Source organism: Sulfitobacter sp. 15WGC, from assembly GCF_005068605.1.
GTDB classification, from domain to species: domain Bacteria; phylum Pseudomonadota; class Alphaproteobacteria; order Rhodobacterales; family Rhodobacteraceae; genus Sulfitobacter; species Sulfitobacter faviae.
The window spans coordinates 5553-29902 of the sequence record NZ_SZNL01000008.1 but is presented as its reverse complement, the minus strand read 5'-3'; the positions used below and the strand labels follow the sequence as shown (position 1 = coordinate 29902).

Sequence of the window (24350 nt, the reverse complement as noted above, 5' to 3'; positions counted from 1 at the left end):
CCAGAAATTCGCGCATATTTTGCATGGCCTTGCACTCCGCGCTGAGTTTGCGATGAATGGGGTGGCAGCGATGGGCCGCCCCGGCTGGCCGCGCGGCCGATCGACCATTGCGCTAGCCTATTTCACCCCCGCCCTTCGCCAAAGCCATTCAGGACCCCCGCATGACATTCCGCTTCATCCACGCGTCCGACCTGCATATCGGGCGCAAATTCGCGAATATTCCGCAAGCGCCTGACGGCAATATCCGGGGGCGCCTGATGGAAGCGCGGCATGGCGCCATTGCCAAACTGGCCCAGGCCGCGCGGGGACACGGGGCGGCGCATGTGCTCTTGGCGGGCGATACATTCGACACCGCGACACCCTCGGCCAGCGTGCTGCGGCAGGCGCTCACCGCCATGGGCGAGGCGGCGGAGGTGACATGGTGGCTCCTGCCCGGCAACCACGACAACCTGCGCGATGCCGAACCCCTGTGGGAGGTCATCGCCCGGGATGCGCCGCCCAATCTGCGTGCCCTTACCGAAAACGCCCCGGTCGAAATGGCCGAGGGGGTCAGCCTGCTGCCCTGCCCCGTCGCCTTTCGCGCAGGCGCCAGTGACCCAAGCGCCCCGCTGGACCGGATGCACAGCCCCGAAGGCCATATGCGCATCGGCCTTGCCCATGGCGGGGTCACCGATTTCACCGACAGCGGAGAGGCCATCGCGCCGGACCGGGACCAGCGCGCGCGGCTTGACTACCTCGCCCTTGGCGATTGGCACGGACGGATGGCCGTCTCTGACCGGGTGCACTACTGCGGCACGCCCGAGCAGGACCGGTTCAAACACGGGCGCCGTGGCGTCTGCCTTGCGGTCGAAATCGCAGGCCCCGGCGCGCGCCCCAAGATCGAAGGAGTCGAGACCGGCAGTTTCCTGTGGTCTGAGGCCGAGGTCACACTGCATCCCCGGCAAGATGTCGCGGCGGCTTTGCAGACGCTCTTGCCCGAGACAGGCCGCCGGGACCACCTCCTGCGCGTCAAGGCGGGAGGCTGGGCAAGCCTTCCCGATCGCGCGGCGCTGGCCCACGCGGCCCAAGCCTGCGCCCCCGATTTTGCCCATTTCGAACTGCTGACGGACGGATTGGGCACGCAGTATGAGGCCGCGGACCTTGATGAGATCGACCGCGGCGGCGCGCTGCGCATGGCGGCGGAAACCTTGGTGAACGAGGCGCAGTCCGAGACCCTTCCCCCATCCGACCGTGACGTGGCCGCCGATGCGCTGGCCCGGCTTCACGCCTATGTGCAGGGGGCAAAAACATGAAAATCCGCGCCATCACCCTCAACAACGTCCGCCGTTTCACCGACCCCGCGCAGGTCACCGGGATCGGCGATGGGATCAATGTCCTGAGCGAGCCGAACGAGCACGGCAAATCCACCCTCTTCGACGCGATACAGGCGCTGTTCTTCAAACCCTTCGGTTCGCGCGACAAAGAGGTCTCGGCCCTGCGCCCCCATGCGGGCGGCGCGCCCGAGGTGACCATCGAGGTCGAGACCGAGGCGGGCCGTTTTGCCCTGCACAAACGCTGGTTTCAAAAGCCCCTCGCCACCGTGCACCGCGAGGGCAAGCTGATCGCGCAGGCGGATGAGGCCGAAGCATGGATCGCGCAGCTTTTGGGCGGCGATGCGGGCGGCCCCTCGGGGCTGATCTGGGTGCGGCAGGGGATGACCGCGCTGACCGGCGGCTCGACCAAGGAAGAGAAACTGGCGCTGGAAGCGCGGCGCGATCTGATGACCTCGGTCGGGGCCGAGGTGGAAGCGATGACCGGCGGGCGGCGCATGGACAAGGCGCTGGCGCAATGCCGCGAAGAGTTGGCCCAATACGCCACCAGCACCGGACGCCCCCGCACCGGCGGGCCGTGGAAAGAGGCGCAGGATCAGGTCGAGGCGCTGACGGCCGCGCGCGATCAATTAGCCGCGACCGCACGCGCGTTGCAAGACGCTTTGGCCGAACGCCAGCGCGCGCGGCGCGCCTTGGCCGAGCTGGAAGCGCCCGAGGTGGTCGCCGAACGCCGCGAGAAACTGGAGGCCGCCCGCGCCGCCCATGCAGCCGCGACCCGCCACGCAGAAGAGATGGAGGCGCTTGACCGGGCCGTGGAACTGGCCCGCCTCAACGCCGATAATGCCACATCGCGTCTCAACAACTACCGCGCCGGAGAGGCCGAGCAAAAGGCCGCTCGCCGCGCCGAGGCCGCAGCACGCGAAGCGGCGGAAGCGGCCCGCGCCGCCCTGTCAGACCGCCGCGCCACGTTGGAGGCCGCAGAGGCCGCCGCCGCCGAGGCCCGGACGGCGCTCAAAGCCGCCGAGGATGACCACCGCCACGCCCTCCGCGCCCGTGCGGCCCGCGATGGTGCTGACCGGCGCCAAGCGCTCGAAGCGCGTATCAAAGAAGCCGAAGATGCCCGCCGCCGGATGGAGTCCGCAGCTGCCGCCGCCAAATCCGGCCCGGACGCCGCGGCGCTGCAACGGTTGGAAAGGCTATCCGCCGAACTCTCCGCCAGCCGCGCCGCCCGCGATGCGGCAGCCCCGCAGGTGACAGTCCGCTACGCCCCCAATCAATCGGGCGCCATCCACGGCAATGACGGCCCCTTGGCCGATGGCATCCCCCTGCCCCTGCCACGTCGCACCACCCTGCGGATCGACGGGATCGGCGATCTGGAGATCGAGCCCGGCGCGGGGGGCGGCGAGGACGGCTCGGTCGACGCCGCCACGACCCGGTTGCAAACCGCCCTTGACGAGATCGGCGCGGCGGATCTGGCGCAGGCCCGTGCCGCCGGGGCGGCGCGGGTCGAGGCCGCGGCGCGGCAGGGAGAGGCGAAAGCCGTGCTCGCCAGCCTCGCCCCCGATGGGATCGACGCGCTGCACCAAGCCCTCGCCGCCATTCCTGCGCCGGAAGAGGTCTCGGGCGCACCCGATCTCGCGCAGGCCGAAGACGCGCTGCAAACCGCGCAGGCCGCACATGAGCGCCGCCGCATCGCGCGTGAGACTACCGCCGAGGCGCTGGCCGATGCCAAGGCCGATGCGGCGGGCAAAGAGGCGCAGCTTGGCTCGCTCACCGACCGGTTGCAGCGCGCCGAGGCGCAGCAGGCCAAGCTGGGCGACGTCACAGAAAAGGACCTCGCCGCCCAAACCGTCACCACCGCCGCCGCGCTGGAGGCCGCCCGCCTCGCCCATGCAGAGAAGGCCAAGGACGCGCCGGATGCGGCCAGCCTTCAGGCCGCGCTCACCCGCGCGGAATCGGTCGAGACGCAGGCCCGAGAAGAGATCGCCCGCCTGCACCCCCTGCTCGCCCGGCTGAGCGAACGCATCACCCGCGCCTCTGGCGACGCGGTGGAGGAACGGCTGGCCGAGACCGAAGACCAATTGCAAGCCGCCGAAGCGGCCCTTGCCCGGATCGCCCATGAGGTCGCGGTGCTGACCCGGCTGCAAGAGGCTTTGCAGGACGCAAGGAACGAGGCGCGAGAGCGCTATTTCACCCCCATCGTCAAGGAACTGAAACCGCTGCTGCAACTGCTTTGGCCCGATGCGGAACTGACATGGGGCGAGGAATCGCTCCTGCCCCATGCGCTGATCCGCGAGGGCCGGGAAGAGCCGATCGAGGTGCTTTCGGGCGGCACGCAGGAACAAGTGGCTCTGCTGGTGCGACTGGCCTTCGCGCGGATGCTCGCCCGGGCGGGGCGTATCGCGCCGGTGATCTTGGACGACGCGCTGGTCTTTACCGATGACGACCGGATCGAGCGGATGTTCGACGCGCTGCACCGGCAAGCGGGGGATATGCAGATCATCGTCCTGACCTGCCGCCAACGCGCCTTTCGCGCCCTTGGCGGGCAGGCTTTGCGTCTGCAAGCGGTGGTCCCCTAGCCGCGAATGAACTTTTCCCCCCGTTCGGCGTTAGCCTCCTGACGTATGCGCAGGGCATCTGGGGGGAAGACATTGAACGATATCGCCGCGATCAGACGGCTGCTGGAGGTGCTGGTTCTGATCGCCCTCTTCGTGACGGCCTATTTCGCTAAGGACTTGCTGCTGCCGATCCTGCTGGGCTTCCTCCTTGCGCTGACGCTCAGCCCGCTGATCCGCTCTTTCGAGAAATTCGGCATCTCCGCCCCATTGGGTGCCGTGCTGCTGATTGGCTGTGTCGGGCTGATCATCTTTGTTCTGGCTGGCCTGTCGGCGGGCACCGTGGCGACTTGGTCCGACGAAATTCCCACCATGGGCAACGAGATACGCCGCAAGCTCCAAGGCTGGGCGCAAACGGTCGAGGATGTCCGCTCGGCCACTGAACAGGTCGAACAGATCGGCACCGAGAATGGCAGCGGGAGGCCCGAAGAGGTGGTGGTCAAACAGCCCGGCTTGCTGGACAACGCCATGAACACCGGCGCGCGCATCGGGGGCACCGTGGCGGTCGCCTTGGTCTTGGCGCTGTTCCTGCTTGCCTCGGGCGATCTGTTCTACCTCAAGCTCGTGCAGTCCTTTCAGACCTTCACCGGCAAGAAACGCGCCTTGAAAGCGGTCTATGACGTAGAGCGCCGCGTCTCGCGCTACCTGCTGACCATCACCATCATCAACGCAGGTTTAGGCATTTCGGTGGGGCTCTACCTCTTCGCGCTTGGACTGCCCGTACCTTACGTCTGGGGCTTGGCGGCGTTTTTGCTGAACTTCCTGCCCTATATCGGCGGGGTGATCGGCGCGGTGCTGGTGGGGGCCTATGCCATCGCGACATTCGACAGTGTCGGCTATGCCATCCTCGCCCCGCTTGGCTATCAGATCCTCACCGGGATCGAGGGACAGTTCATCACCCCCTACCTCGTCGGGCGGCGGTTGGAGTTGAACACCGTGGCGGTGTTCCTCACCGTGGTCTTCTGGGGCTGGCTTTGGGGGATTGCGGGCGCGCTCGTGGCGGTGCCCTTCCTCGTGGTTTTCAAGGTGATCTGTGAGAACGTGACCGCGCTCAACATGATCGGGCATTTTCTGGATAAATCCGCCCCCGATGTGGCGGCAACCGCGGCGGATGAACCCGCCGCGGAAAAGCCCGGTGGCTAGGGCCGCTTATCCCGCGAGGGACGGCAGCCAAAGCACGATTTGCGGGAAAGCGACCAAGAGGCCGATGGTGACCGCGTCGGCGATGAAGAAGGGCGTCACGCCGCGGAACACATCCTGCACGCTGAGGTCGGGGCGCACGCCCGCGACGACAAAGCAGTTCAGGCCAATGGGCGGGGTGATCAGACAGAACTCCGCCATCTTCACCACCAGAATGCCAAACCAGATCGCGCACATCGGACCCGACATGCCAAAGGCGCTGTCGGCGGCCGAGACCATCTCGCCCCCGTTGAGTGCCATGACCGCCGGATAGACCACCGGCAGCGTCAGCAGCAGCATCCCGATGGCGTCCATGAACATGCCCAGCACGGCGTAGGCCAAGAGGATGCAGATCAGGATCAGCATCGGCGAGGTTTCGAGCGAGGAAATCCAGTCGGCGAAGGCACCGGGCAGATCGGCGAAGCCAAGGAAGCGCACATAGATCAGCACGCCCCAGATGATGGTGAAGATCATCACCGTCAGCTTCGCGGTCTCCAGCAGCGCGTCCTTCAACTCGGCCAGCCGCATGCCACGGAAGACGGCCATGCAGAAGACGATAAAGGCGCCCACGGCCCCGCCCTCGGTCGGGGTGCCCCAAGCGTCGCCGAAGGGGTTGTAGACGAAAAAGATGATGATCACGACCACGGCGACAATCGGCATCGCAGCGGGGAGCGAGGCAAAACGCTCGCCCCATGTAAAGCCGCGCACCGGCGGGCCGACGCTTTTCCAGATCATCGCGATGCCGATGATCAACACCGCATAGACCACCGCCGAGAAGGCACCGGGCACGAAGCCCGCCAGCAGCAGCTTGCCGACGTCCTGCTCAACGATGATGGCATAGATCACAAGGATCGCCGAAGGCGGGATCAGCGAGGCCAGCGTGCCCCCTGCCGCCACGACACCGGCTGCGAATTGCTTGTTATAGCCGATCTTGAGCATTTCGGGGATGGCGATACGGGCAAAGACCGCCGCCGTCGCGACCGACGCGCCAGACACCGCCGCAAAGCCTGCGGTGGCGAAAACGGTCGAGACCGCCAAACCGCCCGGCACCCAAGCGAACCAACGTTTCGCCGCCTCGAAGATCGCCTTGGTCAGACCCGCGTAATAGGCGAGAAAACCGATCAGGATGAAGGTCGGGATGAGCGAGAGGGTCTGGCTCGATACCTTAGAGTGCGGCACTTGGCCTGCGGTCTTGATCGCCACGGTCAGCGCCCAGCCAAGCTGGTCCCACTCCATGCCCTTCTTGGCCCAGAAAATCCAGATCAGGCCAACAAGCCCCGCCATGGCCGCGGCAAAGGCCACCCGCATGCCAAGCACCACCATGACGAGCATACCGCCCGAGACCCAAAGGCCGATTTCAATAGGATCCATCAGTCACGTCCATCCAGTTGTTCGGCCTCGGCCATTGCTTGTTCCGCCGCCGATTGCACCAGCGGCACGGCCACGGGGCGTTCCAGCCCCAGCACCAAGGCCCGGCCATAGCCCCAAATCTGCAGGCAAAGCCGCAAAGAGATCACGACGAAAGCCAGCGGCACCACCAGTTTGCTGGGCCAGATCGGCAGGCCGATGTCGATCGAACTGTCACGGCTCCACATCGGGGCGTTCATGTCAAAGCTGCGGTCGAAATGCGCCCAAGCGCCCCATGTCAGCGCCAGCATCAGCAAAAGGATCAGCACCACCGACAGCAGTTCCGCCGCCCAAAGCGCGCGGCCCTTCAGCTGGCCGATCAGGATGTCCATGCGCACATGACCGCCCATGCGTTGGGTATAGGCGATGCCCATGATGGCGATGAAAGGCATCGCCGCTTCGATCCAGTCGACATAGCCCGCCAGTGGCGTGGAAAAGAACTTGCGCCCCCCCACGGACCAGACGGCCAGTATCATCAGTGAGAAAACGGCAAGCCCCGAGATCAGGGCAAAGAAGGTTTCCAGCTTCAGCAGGCCCCGGTCGAGGCGGCTGAGGAGGCTGCTGTCCTCCAGCACGGCGGATGATCCGGCCATCGGCTCTCCTTTTCAGAAAGTCTGTTTGTTGCGTTTTGGAACTCGAAAGGGCCGCGCGGTCAATCCGCACGGCCCTCACAGTCATGCCCGGCTGGGCTTAGTTCGAGGCGCGCTCTTTTTCCAGCGTCTCCATCACGAGGTCATAAAGTTCCTGACCCGGGATGCCCTGCGCTTCCATGTTTTCGATCCATGCTTCGCGCGCGGGATCGGCCGCTTTCTCTTTGAACTCGGCGATGACTTCGGGGGAATACTCAACCTTCTCCACGCCTTTTTCTTCGAGAACGGAATCCCATTTCTCCAGCAGTTCCGCATAGTTGGCGAGGTAGTGATCCAGCGCCTCATCGACCGAGCTGTCAAGCGCTTCACGCTCTTCGTCGCTCAGCATTTCATAGGCGTCGATGTTCACCACGACAGGGCAGTTCACGGTGCCGGGGTTGAGGTTCGCGGTCCACCAGTCGGCCTTGTTGATGGTGCCAAAGGACAGATGCGCGTGCTGGGCGAAGGCCACGGTGTCAACGACACCCGATTCCATCGCGTTATAGGCTTCGGTCGCGGTCACCGATGTGGGCACGGCGCCGACGGCTTCAAAGGCTTTGCCCAGACCGCCGGTGGCGCGGACACGCATGCCGTCGAAATCTTCGAGCGTGGTGCGCGGATCGCCGGTGCCGACAAGGTTGTACTGCGGCATGGGCGAGGTCATCAGCATTTTCGCGTTCCACTGCGCCATCTCCTCGGCGACGGCGGGGTGGTCATAGACCGCTTTGGAAACCGCGACTTCCTCTTCAAGGTTGCTCACCCCCAGAAACGGCAGTTCCAGCACGGTGATCGCGCGGTTCTTATCGGCGTGGTAGCCGGCGCAGAACTGGGCCATCTCGAAAGCGCCGATGGAGATACCATCGAGGTTTTCGCGGTTCTTGGACAGGCCGCCGTAGCTGACGTTGATGGTGAATTCGCCGTCGGTCTTCTCAGAGACCAGTTCGGCAATCTTTTCCACATGTTCGGTGAAGGCGCGGCGCTTGCCCCAGACCGAGGCGTTCCATTCGGTCGCGGCAGCTTCGCTTACAAACGCGACAGTCAGCGCACAGGCGGCGGCACCGCTCAGCAGATTTTTCATGATGGCTCTCTCCCATAGTTGCCGCCCTTGGGTGGGCGGATTGGCGCACAGGCTACCCCGCGGGGGCTGGCCTGCCAACCCCGTCATGCCGCGCAAATACGACAGCTGCAAGACAGTTGCGCCAAGTTTGACTGGCAAGGCTTTGAAAAACCGCGCCAATCACCGGGGAAGAACGGAAAATTTACAGAAATCACCCCAATCGGGAAAAACCTTTACAGGCAAGCCCTTGTAATCCAGTTGCTTATTCCCTTCTTTTCACGGGCCGCTATGATCCGGCTGAGGAGGACGCCACGGCCACCGGGTTAGACCCGCGCCCCGTGGTGATGCGAACATCAAGGGAGGAACCACCATGTCCGACGCCACCGCCAAGACCTATCCGCCATCCGCCGACATGGCCGCCCGGGCCCATGTGGACGCCCAGACCTATGACAAGATGTACCAAGCATCGGTCACCGACACCGATGGGTTCTGGCGCGAACAGGCGCAGCGGATCGACTGGATCAAACCCTTCACCCAAGTGCGCGACGTGAACTTCGACCTCGGGTCGGTCAGCATCAATTGGTTCGCGGATGGCGAGCTGAACGTCAGCGCCAATTGCATCGACCGCCATCTTGAGTCGCGCGGCGATCAGACCGCGATCATCTGGGAGCCGGACAGCCCCGAAGATGAGGCCAAACATATCAGCTACCGCGAGCTCCACAGCGCCACCTGCCGCATGGCCAATGTGCTGCGTGATCTCGGCGTGGGCAAAGGCGACCGCGTGATCATCTATATGCCGATGATCCCCGAAGCCGCCTATGCCATGCTGGCCTGCGCGCGGATCGGGGCGATTCACTCGATCGTTTTCGCCGGCTTCTCGCCCGATGCCCTCGCCGCGCGAGTGAATGGCTGCGAGGCGAAGGTGGTGATCACCGCGGATGAGGCCCCGCGCGGTGGCAAGGCCACACCGCTTAAGGCCAATGCCGACAAGGCGCTGGCGCAATGCGATGCCAGCGTTCAATGCCTCGTGGTGCGCCGCACGGGCGGTGACGTGGCATGGGACGATGCGCGCGACCGCGATTACAACGCACTGATCAAGGATGCCGCCGAGACCTGCGAAGCGGAGGCGATGGGCGCCGAAGACCCGCTTTTCATCCTCTACACCTCAGGCTCCACCGGTCAGCCCAAGGGCGTGGTCCATACCACCGGCGGCTATATCACCTATGCGGCGCTGACCCATGAGGTGACGTTCGATTACCACGACGGCGACATTTACTGGTGCACGGCGGATGTAGGCTGGGTCACCGGGCACAGCTATATCGTCTATGGCCCGCTGGCCAATGGCGCCACCACGCTGATGTTCGAAGGCGTGCCCACCTACCCGGATGCCAGCCGGTTCTGGCAGGTCTGCGAAAAGCATAAAGTCACGCAGTTCTACACCGCCCCCACCGCGATCCGCGCGCTGATGGGGCAAGGCAATGACTATGTGACGAAAAGCGATCTGTCCTCTCTGCGCATCCTTGGCACCGTGGGCGAGCCGATCAACCCAGAGGCGTGGAACTGGTATCACGAGGTCGTCGGCCAGAACCGTTGCCCCATTGTCGACACGTGGTGGCAGACCGAGACCGGCGGCCATCTGATGACCCCCCTGCCCGGCGCGCATGACATGAAACCGGGGGCCGCGATGAAGCCCTTCTTCGGCGTCAAACCGGTGGTGCTGGACCCGACATCGGGTCAAGAGATCGACGGCAACCCCGCCGAGGGCGTGCTCTGCATCGCCGACAGCTGGCCGGGGCAGATGCGCACCGTCTGGGGCGATCACGAAAGGTTCGAAAAGACCTATTTCGCCGATTATCCGGGCTATTACTTCACCGGGGATGGCTGCAAACGCGATGCCGATGGCGACTACTGGATCACGGGCCGCGTTGACGATGTGATCAACGTCTCGGGCCACCGCATGGGCACCGCCGAGGTGGAAAGCGCCCTCGTCGCCCATGACAAAGTGGCCGAAGCCGCCGTGGTCGGCTACCCGCATGACGTCAAAGGCCAAGGCATCTATTGCTATGTCACCTTGATGAGCGGGGAGGAGCCTTCCGAAGAGTTGCGGGCCGAGTTGCGCAATTGGGTTCGGCAAGAGATCGGCCCCATCGCCTCGCCCGATCTGATCCAATGGGCACCGGGCCTGCCGAAAACACGTTCGGGCAAGATCATGCGCCGCATTCTGCGCAAGATCGCCGAGGATGATTACGGCGCATTGGGCGACACCTCGACGCTGGCGGACCCCGGCGTGGTGGACGATCTGATCGGCAACCGCATGAACCGCTGACACCCTGCGCGGCGCGGGCGGCTACCTGCCCCCGCGCCGCGTTGCATGAGAAAGAGAGACATGGACCAAACAGCCCCCCAAGTGCCGCCCCCCGCCTCCGCTGCGGAATGCGACGCCGCCCTGCAAGATATCCTCGCCGCGCCCAAGGATGGCGCCGTGATCGAAGAACTTTGCTTTCGCCCTGACTATGGGGAGCGGGATTTCCGTGATGAACTGGATCTGACCGTGGCCCAAGGCATCCTTGGCGAACGTTGGACCGAGAAACCTTGGCTGACCCTGCCTGACGGCAGCCCCGATCCGCGGATACAGGTCTCCATCCTGCCCAAACGCGTGATGGATCTTTGCTGGCGCGACCGCGCAAACACGCCGCACCCCGGCGATACGATGATCGTGGACATGGACCTTGGCCATGAGAACCTGCCCGTCGGCACGCGCCTTCAAGCCGGGTCTGCGGTGCTGGAGGTGAGCGACAAGTTCAACACCGGCTGCATCAAATGGCGCGACCGCTATGGCCAAGACAGCCTGCGGTGGATCAACCGAAAGGAAAACCGCCCGCATCGGCTGCGCGGCGTTCTGTGCAAAATCGTGCAAGACGGCACCGTTCGCCGTGGGGACCGGCTGACCAAGCTCTGACGCCTCTCATATACACATGGGCCGCCCCCAAGGGACGGCCCGGTTCGTTATTTGAAACGTTTTCGCGTGGGGTTACCCTTCGACGCGCTGCAGGTTGATCTCACCCACGCCCACGGCAAAGTTCACGCCGGTCTGGGTGTTCACGCTCAGCGGCTGAAGCGCCAAGGTGTTCTCGGAACCACCCGTCATCAGGTTGGCCCCCGCGCCGACACCAACGGTCGCCTCGGCGGAAACGCCTTTGTAGCTGCCGTTCAGCCCGCCTTCGGAATATTCCTGCTCGGTCGGGGCCAGCACCAGCCATGACATCTGGCCATTCTCGGTCTTGCCGATATCGACGCCCCAGCGGTTGATCTCGCCCACATAGGTCTCATCTTCGAGACCTTCTTGAATGGGGTTGAAGGTGCAGGTCAGCTCACGGGTGGAGCCGAAAACGAAGCCAGTGCCCTCGCCCACATCGCAAGACAGGGAGCCGATCTCGACGTGGTCGACGGTCTCATTGTCATCGGCCATCGCGGTGGAGCCGAAGGCGGTGGCGCTCAGAAGGGCCGCGCCGAGGGTGAGTTTGCTTGCATGCATCATCTTAGTCACTTTCCGGCGCGACGAGATGCGCCTTTTCTGCTGTGAACGGCATTCGGGTGCCTTGGACAGACGGCGCAGACCTCCTGCGCCGCCCCTTTCAGACAGCCAGCATCGACACCAATTGGGGCCGATGATGCCTCTCATCGCTGGCCCAACGCCGGGCCTTGGCGGCGGTTCCTCGGCCCAACCGCGGGCGCGAAAATCCGCGCAAGGGGGCCGATGCGCAACGCCCCGGCACCGCTGGACAAATCAGCCGCCACATGGCACCGCTTGTCGCTATGAGTGATGATCTGATCCCCTTCTCGCCCGACAGCGGCGATGCCCCGGCGCTGCGCCGTGCCTTCGGGCGTTTCGGCACCGGCGTGACCGTGGTGACCGTAAAAACCGCCCAAGGCCCCTTGGGGATGACTGCGAATTCCTTCGCCTCGGTCTCGCTCGACCCGCCTTTGGTGCTGTGGTCGCCTGCGATCTCTTCCAAACGGCACGACAGTTTCACCTCGGCGGCGTCCTTTTGCATCCACGTCCTCGGCGCGGATCAGGAGGATTTGGCCCAGCGTTTCGCAAGCCAAGGCCATGATTTCTCTGGTTTCGATTGGACGGAGGACGCCGCCGGCGTGCCCACTTTCGCAGGCTGCCTCGCCCGGTTTCACTGCGCGACCTATGCCGTGCATCCGGCGGGCGATCATTCGCTGATCTTGGGCCATGTGCAACAGGTCGCCCTGCGCGAGGATGGCGCGGCGGGCCTGATGTTCGACCAAGGCCGTTACGGCCACTTCACCCCCCGCGACGACAGCTAAGAAAAAGGGCGCCCCGTAAGGCGCCCCTTTCAATTAGTAGTCCCGCTCGAAGAAGATGCCGATGCTGCTGTCGCCGTCCGAGCCCAAGGTGCCCTTGGCCGTCAGGCTTTCGGTGATATCGAGGTTGAGCGACACCTCCCCCGTGCCATCCGAGGCCGCCGTCACATCGGTATAGATGTTGTCGGTCAGATATTTCCCCAGCCTCAGCGCGGTCTCGCCATCCTCGGTGGTGGTCACGTCCAGATCGTCGAGGCCAAAGCCCTCACGCAGGTTGCCGATCACCCCGTCGCCGCCGCGCCCTGCGAGAGTCGCTACCGCACTGGCCAATTGCAGCGCCTGAAAGGCCGAGATTTCCGAGATGTTGCGCCCAAAGAGGAGTTGCGACAGCACCTCGTCCTGCGGCGCGGCGGGGGTGGATTCAAAAGTGACTTCGGGCTCATTCGCCGGGCCGCTTACGATGACACGCACCTCCCCCGCTTCGGTATCGGTCGAGGTGACGAACCGGATATAGGGGATGAAATCACCCTGAAACTGGACCGACCCTTCGTCGAGCAAAAAGCGTTTACCCAGAATATCGAGCCGCCCGCGGATCAACTCGAACCGCCCGGCCGAGATGATGCGGTTGGTCGTGCCGCTGAGGTTCAGCGCGCCGCCCAGTTCCGCATCCAGCCCGCGGCCCCGGACGTAAATCCGGTTCGGCGCGTTGAGTTGCAGGTCCAGCCCGAACCCGCGGCCGGACGCCTCCGCCGCAGGATCATCCCCGGCCTCGGCCCCCTCCAACCCGGCCTTGCGGCGGGTCGCCAGCACATCGGCGGGCGCGTTGACATGGGTGATCTGCGGGATGTCCCCGATTGAGGTCAGACCCGTTGCGGGCACCTGAATATTCGTCTCGCCCGCGTTGATCACCCCGGTGATCTGCGCCCCCCCGCTCAAGGGACCGGCAAGCCGCAGATCGCCGTTCAGCGTGGTGCTGTAAAGGCTCGGGTCCGCATAGACGAGGTTGCGCAGGGTCACGTTGATATCCGCAGGCAAGGCCGGTGTCAGGGTGATCGCCCCCGCCACGCGCAGCGCTCCGCCATCGACGGCCTGACCGGTCACATTGAGCTGCGCCCGGTTACCCCCAAGCTGAACATCCGCGTCGATCCCCCGCAGCGCCACCCGCAGGTTCGGCGCGGTGAAGGTCGCGCCGCTGGTGGTGATCTGACCGCTGACCGACGACAGTGCCGCCGGGCCGTTGATCTGCAAATCAAAGCGCGCCTGCCCCTGCAAATTGCGCGGGGCAAGGAAGGGGCGCGACAGACCAAGCGGCGCATTGCCCGCGATATCGAGGTTCAGCGTCCCATCGGGGTTCACCAGCCCTGCCACGGTCGCCTGCGTGCCTGCGGGGCCATTGGCATTGGTGTCGATGCGCCAGGCCTCCCCCTCGCGCCGGGCCGAGCCTGCGACGCTGAGCGGGCCGTTCACCTGTTCCACCAAGGCGCCGATGTCAGGCATGTTCAGCTGGAAATCGACCGCCGCATTGGGGCCGGTGACCAAGCCTTCGACCGTCGCCCGCGCGCCATAGGGGCCGCTGGCGCTGGCATCGAGGAGCACGCCGTTCTCGGTCTGACGCGCCACGCCGTTGGCGGCGAAAGAGCCCGAGACACTGGGCACCAGCGGGTTCACGTTGGGCACCGAGACATCGAACCGCAGAGAGACCTCTCCGGTCACCAGCCCTTCGACCATGGCGCTGCTGCCGTAGGGCCCATCGGCGCTGACATCCACGGCGATTCCGTCATCGGACTGACGGATGTCGCCCGTGGCCGAAAGCGGACCGTTCACACCGGGCGCGAGGGGGCTGACGTCGGGCACTGAGAGGTCAAAGCTGAGCGCCATATTCGGGCCGGTGACCAGCCCTTCAACCACGGCGCTGCTGCCGTAGGGGCCACGCGCGGCGACATCCACGGCAATGCCGCTCTCCTGCTGGCGCACCGTGCCTTGGGCCGCCAGCGGCCCGTTCGCCCCGGGGGCCAGCGGGCTGACATCCGGCAAGGTCAGGTCAAAGCGCAGCGCCATGTCAGGCCCCGTCGCCAAGCCTTCGACCGCGACGCGGCTGTCGTAGGGGCCATTGGCAATGGTATCGACGACAAACCCCTGTTCGGTCTGCTCAAGCGTGCCCCTGGCCGCGACCCCGCCGTTGATCTGCGGGACGAGGGGTTGGATATCGGGTAGTGACAGGTCAAAGGCCACATCGACGCGCGGTGTGACCAGCCCTTCGACCGAGGCCTGCGCCTCCAACGGGCCGCTGGCTTCGGTGTCGATCTCCCACCCCTGCGGCGTCTGGCGCAATGCGCCTTTGGCGGTGACCGGGCCGGTGATATCCGCCTCGGGCAGGAAATCTTCGATCCGGGGGATATCGGCGGTGAAGTCGATCTGCGCGTCCTCGCCCGTGGCCAAGCCCGAGACGGTCAGCGCCGCGTCATAGGGGCCATCGGTGACCGCGTCGACAACCCATCCGCGCGGCTCTTGCACCGCTGTCGCTTTGACCGCGATGGGGCCTTCGTATTGCGGCAGCACCAGCCCAACATCGGCGAGCGTGAAGTCCAAGGCCGCGCGGCTGTCTTCGCTGCGCAGCTCGACATCGCCGGTCAGGTCCAGCGCATCGTTCTTCAACTCAAGATCGCGCAGGAAAGTCCCCGTCTCGTTGCGTTTCGCCACCATGCTAAGGCTGGTCCGCCCCGCGAGAACCGCATCGGCCTGTTCGATCCCGATCTCAAGGTCATCGGTGCCCCCGGCAATGGCCAGATCGAACATGCCGCCCAAAGGCGTGACCGTGCCGTTCAGCGCCAGCGCCGTGGCACCCGCGATATCGCGACCCGCCAGCGCGGAAAAGCGACTGATATCTTGGGCTTCGAGCGTCATCTTCAACTGGGTGAGCAGCCCGGTGTCGACCCCGTCGATCGCGGCTTCGCCGGTCAGGCCATAGTCTTCGCCCGATAGGGTCAGCCCGTTGATCTCAATCGGTTCACCTTCGACAAAGCGGATCTCGGCGCTGCCGGTGATCGCATCGCCGATGGCCTCGGCACTTGCCGGATCAGTCAGCGTCAGCCCCTCGGTGGCAAAGGTCACGTCGCCGAGGAATTGCCCCAGACTGCCAAGGTTGCCTTCGAGAATACCGTCGAGCGCCAGTTGCGTCTGCGCGATTTGCAGCGCGCCCGTGTCCAGCCCGGTGATGTCGAAGGCGCTGTCGAAACGGTCGCCATCAGCGGCATCGTAATCCACCCGCAGGGTCACGGCCTCGACCCGCGTGCCCTCACCCGAGATCGGCAGAAGGGTCGAGGTGCCATCGGGGTTTGCGATCCGGCCTGAGATGTCGATCAGCGTCGGCCATTTCTCTTGGTTCAAGGTGACCTGCCCCTGCAGATCGACGGAGTTCGCGGCAAGGGCAAAGCTGCTGACCTCAACCGCACCGTTGCTTTCCAGAAGTGCATCCAGCGCCAGCCGCACGTCCTCGCCGAAGAAGTCGCGGTAGCGCGGGGCGAGCAGCGCAGTGATGTCGCCGCCGATATCGGCTTGAATGCGGCGGTCCGGTGTATCGCTGGCACGGCGCGGGGCCTGCGTGCCAAGGGTCACCTGCCCCGCCAAACGCTCTTGCCCATCGGTGGCGATGGTCACATCGGTCGCGAAATCATCCAGCGGCCCTGCCCCTTCGACGGTCATCTGCACCGAAGGCTGCCCCGGCAGGTTCAGCAATTTCGAGGCGATGCCTTCGGGGTCTTCGGTCAGGTTCAACAAGAGGTCCAGCACGTTTTCGGTGCGGTCAAAATCGGCCTGAATGTCGAACTCGCCCCGTTTGCCATCGGTGCGGCGGGCCTGAAAGTCGACGATGCCGACCGTATCGGTCAGCCGCGCATTGGCGCTTACCGAAAGCTGCGCCGCCTCGCCCAAGATCGGCTCGCCCAGGTTGATCTCATCCACCGAGAAATCCGCGATTTCGATGGAGACAGGCAGATCGGGCAAGGCAAAGGGTTTGGCCTCGGCATCGGGCAGATCGACTTCGTTGCTGACCGGCAGGCGCTCGACATCGAGCCGTCCGGCGGTGAGTTGCTCCACCTCCAACCGTCCGCGCAGCAGGGCCGAACGGTTCCAATCCAGCACCACGTCATCAAGCGTCAGCCAAATGCCATCGTCATCCGCAATCGTCATCCGGTCAAAGGAGGCCTCCGAACTCAGCGCCCCTGCGAATCCGTCGATGCTGACGGTTCGGCCCGCGCCGCTCAACGCGTCTTGAATGGTCCGGGTGAGAAAGCCCTTGTCGTCATCCTGTGCGGCAGCCGGTGTGAGGCATGCCAGATAGACAAGGCTGGCGGTGAGGATCTGCAAAAACTGTCGCATTAAAACGCCTGTCCAATCCCGATATAGACTTGGAAATCTTCATCCACTTCCGGCCCCGATGTGGGCACGGCCACGTCCAGCCGGATCGGCCCGATGCCCGTGGCATAGCGCAGCCCCAGACCTGCGCCCGAGTGCCAAGTGCCTGATCCGTCGTAGAATTCTTCCGACCCGATATAGCCCGCATCGGCAAAGCCCACGACGCCGATCTTCTCGGTCAGGGCCACGCGCGCCTCTGCCGATAGCCCGACAAAGCTGCGCCCGCCCACGGTGTCGCCGCTCGGCAGCTCAACCCCAAGCGTTTGATAGGGTTGCCCGCGCACGCTGCCGCCCCCGCCGGAGTAAAAGAGGTAATCCGCAGGCGCTTCCGACAGGTCCGGCCCCGCGACTGAACCAAGCTGCCCCCGAAAGGCCAGCGTCACCGGGCGCTCCGTCCCGAAGCTGCGGTAGTAGCGCGCATCAAGATAGCTGCGCAGCCCGCTTTCAGACCCCGACAGAGCGACAAAGGGCGTGAGGCTGGCGTCGATGTAATAGCCATCGGTCGCGTCCAACTCATTGTCGCGGTAGTCGAACTCGGCCCCCAGCGGCAGGGTCAGAAGGGTGTATTGGTTGGTGCCGAAGGCATCCTCGGTCTCAGCCACACGCAGGCCGAGGCCCGCGGAATAGGTGCGGTTCTGGTTGGCAATCCGCTCGATCCCCGCCTCCAGATCCAACTGGCGGGAAAAGTAATTCACCTCGTCCAGCTGTTCCAACGTGGCCAGCGCGTAGAAATCGGTGTCTTCGTTAAAGGTCGCCGGACGTTCGAACCGGGCAGAGAGCGTATAGTCTTCGCCCCCCGAATTGCCGCCGATCCCTTCGATCTCAGCCGAGAGGCGCAGACGTTCGGCCCCGCCCAGCAGATTGCGGTGCAGCCAGAAAGTGCTCAGCGTCAGCCCTTCGAGCGAGGACAGTTCCGCACCAAAGCCAAAGCGCCGCTTGGGCGCTTCGGTCACCTGCGCGGTGATGGGCAGCGTGTCGTTAGGACCAATGCGATCCGCTTCGATGAGCGCCACGGCGTCGAACGCGCCGGTGCGGCGCAGCCGTTCGGTGGCCAGTTCCAACTCTTCGGGCGAGAAGACCTCCCCATGTGGCAGCCCTGCGATTTCGATCAGCCGCGCGGTGCGCACGTCTTCGTTGCCGGTCACAGTCAGCGCGCCAAAGCGCAGCTTTGGCCCCGGGGCCAGCCGCAGGGCGGCGTCGATCTGGCGCTCACGGTGTTTGGCCACAAGGTCTTGATCTGCCAATGCCGCTTTCGCGTGGCCCACGTCACGCCAACCGCTGACCCCGGCCGAGACGGTTTCCTTCAGCACGCCAAGGCTCGCGGTCTCCCCCGCGGCAAATCCGTCCGGCAACTCGGTGCCCGGTGCTACGGGCGCGATGCGGGTCGCGCCAAAGCGGAACTTCGGCCCCGGGTCTACCGTGATCACGGCCCGGTCGATGCGGCGCGGCGGTTGCACAGGGGGAATCGCGGCGGCATCGACGCCATCCAAGGTGATCTTGAGCGTCGGCCCGAAATACCCGTTGTCGTAAAGCAGCGCCAAAAGCCGCCCATAATCGGCCTGCGCCGCGGCAACCAATTCCTGCGGCGTGGCAGGCTCGGCATCCTCATCGGTTTGCTCGGCCAGCAAGGACCCATCGCGCAGGGTGGCATAGAGGTCCGAATCCGCCGCGATGCCGGTGATGGCCAGTTCCGCGGCCTGTGCCGCAGCCCCCCCGCCAAGAAGTAGTCCAAGAGCGAGACAAAGCGCCGCCCCTTGAGTCTGCCCTTGTTGCGCCACGCGCTACCCTCCTTGCGTTCGTCACCCCGGTTTTCGCGCCGGTTCTCCTTTGCCCGCCCAAACGGGCCTTATTCTTAGCAACCGTTAAACGGCATTGCCGACTTGGCTGCAAACACTCTGCCGGGGGAATCGCGCGATGAGAACGGCCTGCCCCGCCCCGTGCAGGTGTCACGCGCGGAATCGGCAAGATACCGCGCAGCAAGAGTGTAGGCTGACCACGGCCCGAGACGAGGGCAAAAACGTTTTTTTCTTTCAGGGGGTCCGACCATTGCTCTGCATTGCAAAGCATGGTGGTGCGGTCGGAGAGACTCGAACTCTCACGGGTGTTACCCCACAGCGACCTCAACGCTGCGCGTCTACCATTCCGCCACGACCGCACGCCATGGTTGGTGGGCGGGGTTTAGCCAAAGACCAAGGGCTTGTGAAGAGGCAATCAGCAAATTTTTTCAATGCGTTTCAGAAAGCGGGTTCAGCCCCCGATTTTCCGCAGCCGCAACCCCGATCACAATCCCCTTACCGCCCTGCAATCTGACGGCTCAGCCGTTGAAAGCGCGCGTTCGGCGGGCCATCTGTGACGCAAGCAAGAAGGAACACGCCATGCCCGCAGATACCGCCACCCCCACAGATACCCCCACCGTACAGATCGACATCGTATCGGATGTGATGTGCCCTTGGTGTATCGTGGGCTACAAGCAACTTGAGCAAGCGCTCGGCGCGGTTGGCGTCGGCGCTTTCTTGCGTTGGCACCCCTTTGAATTGAACCCGCAGATGCCAGCCGAAGGCCAGAACATGGCCGAACATCTGGCCGAGAAATACGGCTCCACCCCTACCCAATCGGTCGAGAATCGCAAACGGCTGACGCAGATGGGCCAAGATTTGGGCTTTACCTTCAATTTTTCCGACGACACGCGGATGCAAAACACCTTTGCCGCGCATCAACTGCTGACATGGGCGCAGGTCCAAGGGCTGCAACACCCGCTGAAGATGGCCCTGTTCGACGCGCATTTCACCCAAGGGCGCAATGTGAACGATACCGATGTGCTTGCCGATGTGGCGGCCTCCGTCGGGTTGGACCGGGATGAGGCGCTGGAGGTGCTCCGCAGCCGCAGCTTTGCCGAACAGACCCGCGAAGCGCAGCAATTCTGGACTTCGCGCGGCATCTCTGGCGTGCCGTCGATGATTTTCGAGGGCAAATACCTGATCACCGGAGCGCAGGGAGCTGAAAACTACGCCCAACTCCTGCGCAAGGTCTTGGAGGAACGCGACGCCGCCGCCTGACCGGCGCCTCTGGCGGTGCGGCGCGGGTCTTGCTAAGGCATCCCCATGGTTGAATGGATCATCACCGACGGCTTGACCGATTACCGCAGCGCCGAGGCGTGGATGGAGGCGCGTGCCACCGCCATCGCCGCCGGCGAGGCCGAGGAATGCATCTGGCTGGTCGAACATCCCCCGCTCTACACCGCCGGCACCTCGGCGCGGGCCGAAGACCTAACGGAGCCTGACCGCTTTCCTGTCTACCCCACCCGGCGCGGCGGGCAGTATACCTATCACGGGCCGGGCCAGCGTGTCGCCTATGTCATGCTCAACGTCGCCGCCCGGGGGCGCGATGTGCGCTGTTTCGTGCGCCAGCTCGAAAATTGGGTCATTGCCACATTGGATCAGTTCAACCTGCGCGGCGAAATCCGCCCCGGTCGCGTCGGCGTTTGGGTGCAACGGCCCGAGAAACCCGCCCAGCCCGATGGCAGCCCCGCAGAAGACAAGATCGCCGCCATTGGAATCAGGCTGCGCAAATGGGTCAGCTTCCACGGCATCAGCATCAATGTGGAGCCTGACCTCAGCCATTTTGGCGGCATCGTCCCCTGCGGCATCACGAACCACGGCGTGACCTCACTGGTCGATCTGGGCCTGCCCGTCACGATGGACGATGTCGATCTCGCCCTGCGCGCCACCTTTGATGAGGTCTTTGCCAGCGCCCCCACAGGCAGTTGCGACATCACCCCCTAACAGCAGCAAAGCACGCGCCAAGCACCCCAAAGGCCGGATTTTACGGCGATCGCCACAGCGCAAAAAATACCCACCCTGCGACCATCGCGCCCATTGCCCCCGCGAGACGGTCGCTCTAAAACGGGCGCGACACCGCATGTGCCGCCTATGGCGCCATGTGTCCAATTCATTTGCAGGAGGCACCGCATGGCAGACGCAGCCATTCACGGCCAAGATCATCACGACGACCGGGGGTTCTTTACCCGGTGGTTCATGTCCACCAACCACAAAGATATCGGTATTCTGTACCTTATCGTCTCGGCCTTGGTCGGTCTTATTTCGGTGGCATTCACCGTCTACATGCGCCTCGAGCTCATGGATCCGGGCGTTCAATACATGTGTATGGAAGGCGCGCGTTTCATCGCGGATAGCTCTGCCGCCTGTACGCCAAACGGCCACCTGTGGAACGTGCTGATCACCGGCCACGGCATCCTGATGATGTTCTTCGTCGTGATTCCCGCGCTCTTCGGCGGTTTCGGCAACTACTTCATGCCGCTGCAAATCGGCGCGCCGGACATGGCCTTCCCGCGGATGAACAACCTCAGCTTCTGGCTCTATGTCGCGGGCACCACCCTCGCGGTTTGCTCGCTGCTGACACCCGGCGGCAACGGCCAGCTCGGCTCCGGCGTGGGCTGGGTGCTCTACCCGCCGCTTTCGGTCCGCGAAGCGGGCATGTCGATGGACTTCGCGATCTTCGCGGTGCACGTCTCCGGCGCTTCCTCGATCCTCGGCGCGATCAACATGATCACCACCTTCCTGAACATGCGTGCCCCCGGCATGACCCTGTTCAAAGTGCCGCTCTTCGCTTGGTCGATCTTCGTTACAAGCTGGCTGATCCTCCTGTCCCTGCCGGTTTTGGCGGGCGCGATCACCATGCTCTTGATGGACCGCAACTTCGGCTTCGCCTTCTTCGACCCCGCAGGCGGTGGTGACCCGATCCTCTACCAGCACATCCTGTGGTTCTTCGGCCACCCCGAAGTCTACATCATCATCCTGCCGGGCTTCGGCATCATCTCCCACGTCATCGCGACCTTCTCGCGCAAACCGGTCTTCGGCTACCTGCCGATGGTCTGGGCGATCATCGCGATCGGCGCATTGGGCTTCGTCGTCTGGGCGCACCACATGTACACCGTGGGCATGACCCTGAACCAGCAGGCCTACTTCATGCTGGCCACCATGGTCATCGCGGTGCCAACGGGGGTGAAGGTCTTCAGCTGGATCGCCACCATGTGGGGCGGCTCCATCGAGTTCAAAACCCCGATGCTCTGGGCCTTCGGCTTCCTGTTCCTCTTCACCGTCGGTGGCGTCACCGGCATCGTGCTGAGCCAGGCCGCCGTGGACCGCGCCTACCATGACACCTACTACGTCGTGGCGCACTTCCACTACGTGATGTCGCTCGGCGCCGTCTTCGCCATCTTCGCGGGCATCTACTTCTACCTGCCCAAGATGACGGGCCGCATGTACCCTGAATGGGCCGGCAAGCTGCACTTCTGGGCGATGTTCATCGGTGCAAACCTGACCTTCTTCCCGCAGCACTTCCTGGGCCGTCAGGGCATGCCGCGCCGCTACATCGACTACCCTGAGGCATTCGCCTACTGGAACCAGTGGTCCTCGATCGGCGCCTTCCTCAGCTTTGCCTCCTTCCTCTTCTTCTTCGGGGTGATGGCCTACACGCTGACCCGCGGCGCACGCTCCACCGCAAACAACCCGTGGAACGAATTCGCGGATACGCTGGAATGGACCCTGCCCAGCCCGCCGCCCGAACACACGTTCGAGCAGCTTCCGAAACAGGAAGACTGGGACAAGCAGCACAGCCACTAAGTTGACCCAAACCACAAAGGCCCCGCTCTCCCGCGGGGCCTTTTCTTTTGCCCCCACTCCTCTGACAGCCGCCCCCTCCCCCTCCAACTTCATCCTTTCTCAAATACCCTCGGGGGTCCGGGGGCAGAGCCCCCGCCTTACGCAAATTTTTCCACCAGAAACCACATTTCCCTCTTGAAGCCCCCCGCCCCAATAGGTATCTCGCCCTCACCAGACGGTAAGCGGGCGTAGCTCAGGGGTAGAGCATAACCTTGCCAAGGTTAGGGTCGGGCGTTCGAATCGCCTCGCCCGCTCCATCTGGACTTCACAGGGTCGCATCTTCGGATGCGGCCCTTTGTGTTTTTCGGCCCCCAAAACCACCGCGAAAAAAAATTTCCCCGCGACGCTTAGATCGCTTCATTTCCCCCTTGCAGCCCCCTGCGGGAATGGGTATTCCCCCCTCACCAACCGGATGCGGGCGTAGCTCAGGGGTAGAGCATAACCTTGCCAAGGTTAGGGTCGGGCGTTCGAATCGCCTCGCCCGCTCCAGGTTGATCCTACCACCCCGTAGGAAACGCAAAGCCGCCCTTCGGGGCGGCTTTTGTGTATCTAGCCGCAGAAAAAAAACGCCCCATGATGAACACGGGGCGTAAGGTACGGAACGAGGGACAGTAGGTGGCCGGCAGGCGTTCCGGGCCTGCGGTCACCCTTAAATTTAGGAAGCCTTGGCCGTTTTCAAAGGGGCCGGGCCCGGCCGCCCCGCCCCTTGCTCGGATTTAAGCCAGTTCTTGCCGATTCTCAGCCGCCCACCCGGCTGGCATAAAGCGCGATGGCCGCCGCGTTAGAGACGTTGAGCGAGCCGAATCCGCCCGCCGCATCGATCCGCACCAGTGCGTCTACGGTCTCGCGGGTCTTCTCACGCAGCCCAGGCCCCTCGGCCCCCAGAACAAGCGCCACGGGGCGGTCACGGCGGCCCTCTACGGCCTCCTCGATGGTCTGCGTGGCCTCGCCATCGAGCCCCAGCACCAGATAGCCCATCTCCTGCAGGGCGCGGATCGCATCGGCAAGGTTGCGGACCCTCAGATAGGGCTGCCGCTCCAGCGCGCCGCTGGCGGTTTTTGCCAGCGCCCCGGTCTCGGGCGCGGAATGATGTTTGGTGCCGATGACCGCCGAGGCGCCAAGCACTTCGGCAGAGCGAAGAATCGCACCAACGTTATGCGGATCGGTCACCCGGTCGAGCAGCAAGAGCCGCGGCGCGGAAGCACCGATGGCCACATCTTCCAACCGGCCCCAGTTCAGCGGCTTCACCTCCAGAACGGCACCTTGGTGGACCGAGTTCGGATCGAGCGGCGGGCGGAACTTGCGCGGGTCCACGACCTGCGGCGTGATTCCCGCCTCGGCGATGGCCTCTTCCAGCTTCGCCTGCGCGTTCGGCGTGACCATCAACTGCAATTTTTCACGCCGCGGGTTCATCAACGCATCGCGGACCGCATGCAGGCCGAACAGCCAGACCGTCTGCGCCGCTTCGGCCTTCTTGTCCTGCTCTTTTTGCACGACCCATTTGGGTTTCTTCATCTCTTTATCCTTTCGTGCGATTTCCCCAAGATTTCTCAGGAATTCGCCTTGACGCTTCTTTGGCTCGCTTGTAATCACGCCCCCACGTCAGGTGCAATGCACCGGGACAAAGTGGGCGACAGGCCGCAAGGTGTGGCAGGGGACTGTAACTCCCTCGCGGAGACGCACGCCTGGTTCGATTCCAGGGTCGCCCACCACTTTCTCCCCCCTTA

General features: G+C 64.2%; 16 protein-coding genes and 4 tRNA genes. 12 read left to right on the top strand and 8 right to left on the bottom strand.

Annotated features, from left to right (window positions below):
• The first annotated feature begins 161 nt into the window (after nt 1-161).
• The 3 genes from FCK22_RS08430 (at nt 162) to FCK22_RS08420 (ending at nt 5068) form a co-directional block, all read left to right on the top strand.
• On the top strand, nt 162-1292 hold the full coding sequence (locus tag FCK22_RS08430) for a metallophosphoesterase (protein ID WP_067260501.1): 1131 nt from the start codon (nt 162-164) through the stop codon (nt 1290-1292).
• A complete protein-coding gene (locus FCK22_RS08425) occupies nt 1289-3889 on the top strand; it encodes an AAA family ATPase (RefSeq protein WP_067260504.1) in 2601 nt (866 codons plus the stop codon). The genes FCK22_RS08430 and FCK22_RS08425 overlap by 4 nt, the downstream gene beginning before the upstream one ends.
• Nucleotides 3890-3961: 72 nt before the next feature.
• On the top strand, nt 3962-5068 hold the full coding sequence (locus tag FCK22_RS08420; protein ID WP_231886248.1) for an AI-2E family transporter: 1107 nt from the start codon (nt 3962-3964) through the stop codon (nt 5066-5068).
• A gap of 6 nt (nt 5069-5074) precedes the next feature.
• Here the strand turns inward: FCK22_RS08420 and FCK22_RS08415 are convergent, their stop codons facing one another.
• The 3 genes from FCK22_RS08415 to FCK22_RS08405 form a co-directional block, all read right to left on the bottom strand.
• Nucleotides 5075-6475 carry a TRAP transporter large permease gene (locus FCK22_RS08415; protein WP_067260509.1) on the bottom strand — a complete coding sequence of 467 codons (1401 nt, stop codon included), beginning with the start codon at nt 6473-6475 and terminating at the stop codon, nt 5075-5077.
• Nucleotides 6475-7104 carry a TRAP transporter small permease gene (locus FCK22_RS08410; protein WP_067260512.1) on the bottom strand — a complete coding sequence of 210 codons (630 nt, stop codon included), beginning with the start codon at nt 7102-7104 and terminating at the stop codon, nt 6475-6477. Before FCK22_RS08410 ends, FCK22_RS08415 begins: the two co-directional genes overlap by 1 nt.
• A 97-nt stretch (nt 7105-7201) precedes the next feature.
• Nucleotides 7202-8218: a C4-dicarboxylate TRAP transporter substrate-binding protein gene (locus tag FCK22_RS08405; protein WP_067260518.1), complete on the bottom strand. Its 1017-nt coding sequence runs from the start codon at nt 8216-8218 to the stop codon at nt 7202-7204.
• Between the two features lie 349 nt (nt 8219-8567).
• Here FCK22_RS08405 and acs point away from each other — a divergent pair, with 349 nt between their 5' ends.
• Together acs and FCK22_RS08395 are read left to right on the top strand one after the other, a co-directional pair.
• The gene (acs, locus tag FCK22_RS08400; RefSeq protein ID WP_067260519.1) at nt 8568-10523 is read left to right on the top strand and encodes an acetate--CoA ligase; all 1956 of its coding nucleotides are present in this window, start codon (nt 8568-8570) and stop codon (nt 10521-10523) included.
• 60 nt (nt 10524-10583) lie between these two features.
• Nucleotides 10584-11156 carry a hypothetical protein gene (locus tag FCK22_RS08395; protein WP_067260522.1) on the top strand — a complete coding sequence of 191 codons (573 nt, stop codon included), beginning with the start codon at nt 10584-10586 and terminating at the stop codon, nt 11154-11156.
• A gap of 72 nt (nt 11157-11228) precedes the next feature.
• Here FCK22_RS08395 and FCK22_RS08390 read toward each other — a convergent pair whose 3' ends face one another.
• On the bottom strand, nt 11229-11735 hold the full coding sequence (locus FCK22_RS08390; protein WP_082851898.1) for a DUF992 domain-containing protein: 507 nt from the start codon (nt 11733-11735) through the stop codon (nt 11229-11231).
• A 278-nt stretch (nt 11736-12013) separates the two neighbouring features.
• Between FCK22_RS08390 and FCK22_RS08385 the strand changes: the two genes are divergently transcribed.
• The gene (locus FCK22_RS08385) at nt 12014-12532 is read left to right on the top strand and encodes a flavin reductase family protein (RefSeq protein WP_067260558.1); all 519 of its coding nucleotides are present in this window, start codon (nt 12014-12016) and stop codon (nt 12530-12532) included.
• A 33-nt stretch (nt 12533-12565) separates the two neighbouring features.
• Here the strand turns inward: FCK22_RS08385 and FCK22_RS08380 are convergent, their stop codons facing one another.
• From FCK22_RS08380 to FCK22_RS08370, 3 genes are all read right to left on the bottom strand, one after another.
• Entirely contained in the window at nt 12566-16906 is a 4341-nt protein-coding gene (locus FCK22_RS08380) for a translocation/assembly module TamB domain-containing protein (protein WP_067260525.1), read from the bottom strand.
• Nucleotides 16906-18720: an autotransporter assembly complex family protein gene (locus FCK22_RS08375; protein ID WP_067260527.1), complete on the bottom strand. Its 1815-nt coding sequence runs from the start codon at nt 18718-18720 to the stop codon at nt 16906-16908. Before FCK22_RS08375 ends, FCK22_RS08380 begins: the two co-directional genes overlap by 1 nt.
• Before the next feature lie 291 nt (nt 18721-19011).
• Nucleotides 19012-19097 (bottom strand) — tRNA-Leu (locus tag FCK22_RS08370).
• A 220-nt stretch (nt 19098-19317) separates the two neighbouring features.
• On the opposite strand from FCK22_RS08370, the gene FCK22_RS08365 reads away from it, so the two are divergent.
• From FCK22_RS08365 to FCK22_RS08345, 5 genes are all read left to right on the top strand, one after another.
• Complete coding sequence (locus FCK22_RS08365; protein WP_067261248.1) at nt 19318-19998, top strand: DsbA family oxidoreductase; 681 nt, start codon at nt 19318-19320, stop codon at nt 19996-19998.
• Between the two features lie 45 nt (nt 19999-20043).
• A complete protein-coding gene (gene lipB / locus FCK22_RS08360) occupies nt 20044-20724 on the top strand; it encodes a lipoyl(octanoyl) transferase LipB (RefSeq protein ID WP_067261246.1) in 681 nt (226 codons plus the stop codon).
• A gap of 186 nt (nt 20725-20910) precedes the next feature.
• A complete protein-coding gene (ctaD, locus tag FCK22_RS08355; protein WP_067261244.1) occupies nt 20911-22584 on the top strand; it encodes a cytochrome c oxidase subunit I in 1674 nt (557 codons plus the stop codon).
• 221 nt (nt 22585-22805) lie between these two features.
• Nucleotides 22806-22880 (top strand) — tRNA-Gly (locus FCK22_RS08350).
• Between the two features lie 157 nt (nt 22881-23037).
• Nucleotides 23038-23112, top strand: a tRNA-Gly gene (locus FCK22_RS08345).
• 249 nt (nt 23113-23361) lie between these two features.
• On the opposite strand, the gene rlmB is transcribed toward FCK22_RS08345, so the two are convergent.
• A complete protein-coding gene (gene rlmB / locus FCK22_RS08340) occupies nt 23362-24138 on the bottom strand; it encodes a 23S rRNA (guanosine(2251)-2'-O)-methyltransferase RlmB (RefSeq protein WP_067261243.1) in 777 nt (258 codons plus the stop codon).
• 113 nt (nt 24139-24251) lie between these two features.
• Between rlmB and FCK22_RS18900 the strand changes: the two genes are divergently transcribed.
• A tRNA-Tyr gene (locus FCK22_RS18900) sits at nt 24252-24335 on the top strand.
• Nucleotides 24336-24350 lie beyond the last annotated feature (15 nt).